2 protein-coding genes are annotated in these 4,554 nt (G+C 66.9%); both read right to left on the reverse strand.

All coding sequences use genetic code 11. From position 1 onward, the window contains the following. Positions 1 to 327: 327 nt before the first annotated feature. Positions 328 to 2,124: a PE family protein gene (locus A9X01_RS08145; RefSeq protein WP_065120252.1), complete on the reverse strand. Its 1,797-nt coding sequence runs from the start codon at positions 2,122 to 2,124 to the stop codon at positions 328 to 330. Positions 2,125 to 2,267: 143 nt separating this feature from the next. Further along, a partial coding sequence (locus A9X01_RS30420) for a PE family protein (protein WP_253849016.1) occupies positions 2,268 to 4,554 on the reverse strand: 2,287 nt, incomplete at its 5' end.

Raw genomic sequence — 4,554 nt, forward strand, 5'->3', positions numbered from 1 at the left:
GCGGGGAGTTGTGAAAAAGACCCCCCCTAGGAAATAGCCCCGACGGCGCGGCGCCGGCGGTGCGCATACCCGAACTCGGGCGCCGCGTCTTCTAGCCGATGAGACTGTGCCAGGCATCCTCGGCTCGGCTTAACACCACCGAGGCGCCTGGGTACCCACAGGTGATAGCGGCCACCATCCGTGAAACGACGCAGAGATGACTGAATGCCGTTGTCTCTCAAGCCCTCAAGCTATTGCAGAGACCCGGGGGTGGATCGCACGGATCTTCGGCTACGGCCCATGCCGTACAAGCGCTGGGCAATACCCAGCGCTGCTCACACCAACTGACTAAAGGGTGTTGGTGTAGGACATGGATTGGGCGACCTGCTGCGGCAGGGTGTTCAACAAGAACGGAACGATACCGCCGAACTTGGTTCCGCCGAGTGGCACGTTGAGGTCTGGAAGCAGCGGTAGGTTCAGAAGTAGTTCGCTCAATGGCACGGTGGCCGAAATCTCGTGCGGTGGAACGAGAAGCCCGGTAAGGGGCAAGTGAGCAATGGTCGGCAGCGTGACCGGGAGACCGAGCAGTTCCACTGTCACCGGAAGCGGCTGATCGATGATGACTTCCCCATTGAGGAAGCCGTCCAGAACGTATGCCGGCGTGTTTCCGATGGCGCTCGCTGCGCCCAGAAGGTCTCCGTTGGCCAACGAGGTCGAGAAGAATGTCGCGCCTTCCGCCAGACCGTCGAGGCCGGCGAATGGCGGTCCCAGGATCGCAAAGCCCAACTGTAGGGGCAGCCCGAAGATGGCTTCGCCGGCGAGGCTGGCACCGAAGTTCGGACTCAGTGGGTCGAGGTTGAAGGTGAATGCGAAATCGGCAGACACACCGGCGTTGGTAAGCGTGCCAATTCCGTTGGCCAAGTTCCGCGCCATCATGCCAGGGATGGAGTTGGCCGGGAGCAAGTTGGCAGTGCCCTGCGCCTGCTGTCCCAGGGCGGTGAGGATGGGCAGTAGAGCTCCGGCGGGACCCTCAACTCCGATCGGCCCCGCGATGTTGATCGACGGGGCAAGCAGGGTTCCACCAATGCTGATGTCTAGTCCGCTCGTGTCGAACCCTGTGATGAACAGGTCGATGAGGCCATGAGCCCCGTATTGCACGGCCTGGTGGTAATTGCCCTGCTGGATCGCCACACCGGCCAGGTCCAGGTCGTGCTGGAACGTCGGGAAGGTCTGCTGGAGACCGGCGCCGACCGCCGCGAACTGCGTCCCGAGCACATCGGCGAACGCTGTCGCGCCACGCACATAGGTCTCGACCTGCGTCGCAAGGTTGAATGCCGCCAGGTCTTGGAGAGCAAGTTCGATATTCGCCGGCACATTCGCCGGGAAACCCTGAACGAACAGGGCAAGGTCGTGGGCGGCGAGCTGGGCATAGAAGGACTGGTTGACGGCGACTTGGCTCAGGATCGGGAACGGCCGATAGTTCGCACCGAGACTGTTCAGGTTTCGTGCGGTGTTTTCCAGCAGGGTCAGATACGGATTGGGGGCGCCGATGACGCTGGGCGCGACCAGCGCTGTGGGAAATAGCAGGTCCTGCAGCGAGGTGCCGACGCCGCCCAGAATCGGTCCCAGCGGCCCGGGCAATTGACCTAAGCCACCAAGCAGCGGGGTGAGGGCGGGCGCCAGGGGTGATAGAAGTCCCCCGGTGCCGCCGGTCAGTGGGCCCAACAGCCCCGTTAATCCGCCGGTCGAAGTCGTTGAGCCGCCCCCGCCGGTCGTGCCGCCAAGCCCGAGCAGGTCAAGAAGTGGATTTGTCGGCGCGGCCGTGGGAAATCCGAAGCCACCGCTGAACAGGGTCCGCTCGGCATTGGCGATCTCGGCATTGACGTAGGCGGCGGCGCCTCCGTTCAGTAACCGCACGAACTCAGCATTGAACGCTGCCGCCTGGCTGTTGACCGCCTGGAAATCCTGTCCGAAGGCACCGAATAACCGAGCGATGGCGGCGGAGATCTCGTCGCTGGCCGCGGCAGCGATGCCGGTTGTGGGGCCCGCAGCCGCGGTCGCTGCCTCGCTGAGCGAGGAGCGAAGGCCTGCGAGTTGACCTGCTGCGGCGGATACCAGGTCTGTTTCAGCGACCACAAAAGACACGACGATCTCCCCTCGACGCACACCCGACGTTCGTCGGCTGTACCCGCTAGTTATAAGACCTAAACATCAAACTCAAAAATATTTTGAGTCCTCGGTCACCAGGGCCGTAACAGTGCAATCCGTCGCGTGCGGAGCATGGCGCCTTACGTGAGTGCGCCCGCTAACTGCGCGGGCGCGAACGTGAGGAGCGCAGAAACGATGCCGCCCGCTGTGGTACCGCCGAGCGGGAGTGTCACTGGCACACCACCTACTACCGCCGTTGCGGTAAAGCCGCGCAGCGGAGACAGGACTCCGCCGACCGGGATGTTGGCCGTCAGCGAGGTCACTCCCGGAATCGGTGCGAGCGACGGCGGCAGCGGCAGCGGCACCGTGGCCTCACCGTTCAAGAAGCCGTTGGCAATGTTGGCGGGAGCTTCGACCAGTGCGGTCAATGCCGCTTGTGCGTTGCCGGCCTGCGCTGCAGAGATGAATGTGTTCGCGCTGTCGGCAAAGGCGATTGCCGTGGTGATCGGTGAGCCCGCGGCGTCCAGGGCCATCACCAACGGGAAGCCAAAGGTCATCGACAGGGTGGGAATGTTGAACGAGATGTTTGTGTCGGTGATCGTCTGCAGCACGTTGGTGAAGTTCTGAGCAACCTGCCCGGGGATGCTCGCAATGGGCAGCACGTCACCGATGGGCCCCAACAACTGAATATTCGACAAGTCCGTGGCGTCGAGTCCTGTGTAGAAGACATTTATAAACGCCTTGCCGAGTTCATTGACCGCCGCGCTGGTGTTACCCGCGGCCAACAATTGCAGCGCCGACTGCAGGCTCGGCGGTATACCCGCGAGTCCGATGGCGAAGTCCCGCGTGGCGTTTGAAAGCGCGGAGACGGTCAACTGGGTATAGCCGTACTGGTTGGCGAGAACTTGCTGTAGGAAGGGCGCCGGATTCGCCAGCCAGGCATTACCGATGTCCTGCAAGTTCGTGAGCGTGTTGGTGAAGAGGTCTTGATACGGCCCAAGGACGGGCAGAGTGCTTGCCGATACGGCCGCCGCTGCGGGGGCACCGGGCATACCGCTTCTGCCGAAGGCACCTCCCGTGCCTGGCTGACCGCCGTTGCCGTTGGGTCCCGGTGTGGCGCCGGCGCCCCCGGCGCCGCCCACTCCGCCGTCGCCGCCATCGCCGATGAGGTTGGCGTTGCCGCCGCGTCCGCCGTCCGCACCGGCCCCGCCGACACCGTCAGCCCCGGCACCTGCACCGCCGGCGCCACCTGCGCCCCCGGTGCCGCCGTCGCCGTAGAACATGCCGCCGTTTCCGCCGCCGCCGGCTGCGCCACCGTCGCCGCCGAGGCCGGCTTTGCCCGCGGAGGTGGAAGCGCCACCGGTGCCTCCGGATCCGCCATGGCCACCGTTGCCGACGAGGAAGCTGTTGCCGGCGGCGCCGCCCGCCCCGCCCGCGCCGCCCTGCAGATTGTTCGCTGCGGTGGTGCCGCCGGTGCCGCCGCCTCCGCCGTCGCCACCGTTGCCGTAGAACATGCCGGCGGTGCCGCCGTGCCCGCCGGCGCCGCCCCTGCCGCCGCTGCCGGCAAGCAGGGTGGCCGAGTTGGGGCCGCCGGATCCGCCCACACCCCCTGCGCCGCCATTGCCAAGCAAGCTAGCGTTCCCGCCGGCACCCCCAACACCGCCGGTGCCGCCGTTGAGCCCACTCACCGAGGTCAGCCCGCCCGCAGCACCATTGCCACCCGCACCCCCGTCGCCGTACAGCAGCCCGGCACTGCCGCCCTTGCCGCCTGCACCACCACTTCCGCCGATCCCCAATGTGGTCGAACCGGTGCCGCCGTGGCCACCCGCCCCGCCGAATCCAATCAACCCGACATTGCCGCCGGCGCCCCCAGCCGCGCCGCCGGTGCCGTTAGCCGAGCCACCGCCGCCGCCGTTGCCGACCAACGTATTGCCCCCGTTGCCGCCCGCACCGCCAGTGCTCGAACCGCCGTTGCCGCCATTTCCGAACAGAGCATTCCCACCAGCGCCGCCCGCTTGTGAGGCGCTGGATCCACCCGCGCCTCCGTTACCGATGATCCCGCCGTCGGCGCCGGTTGCCCCGGATCCGGCGCCGGCATTGCCTCCATTGCCGATGAAAAGGCCGGCCTTGCCGGCGGCGCGGGCGGCAACGCGGTGCTGGTCGGCAGCGGCGGCGACGGCGGAGCCGGGGGCACCGGCACGACGACGAACGGCGCCGGCGGCGCGGGCGGCAACGCGGTGCTGGTCGGCAGCGGCGGCGACGGCGGAAGCGGGCCGTCGGGCGGCGCCGCCGGCAAGGCCGGCCTTTTCATCGGCAATGGAGGCAATGCCGGCGCCGGATCCGGGGCAACCGGCGCCGGCACCGGCATTGCCTCCATTGCCGATGAAAAGGCCGGCCTTGCCGGCGGCGCCGCCCGCGCTGGTGCGG

It is taken from the genome of Mycobacterium asiaticum (assembly GCF_001668675.1).
Taxonomy (GTDB): Bacteria; Actinomycetota; Actinomycetes; order Mycobacteriales; family Mycobacteriaceae; genus Mycobacterium; species Mycobacterium asiaticum_D.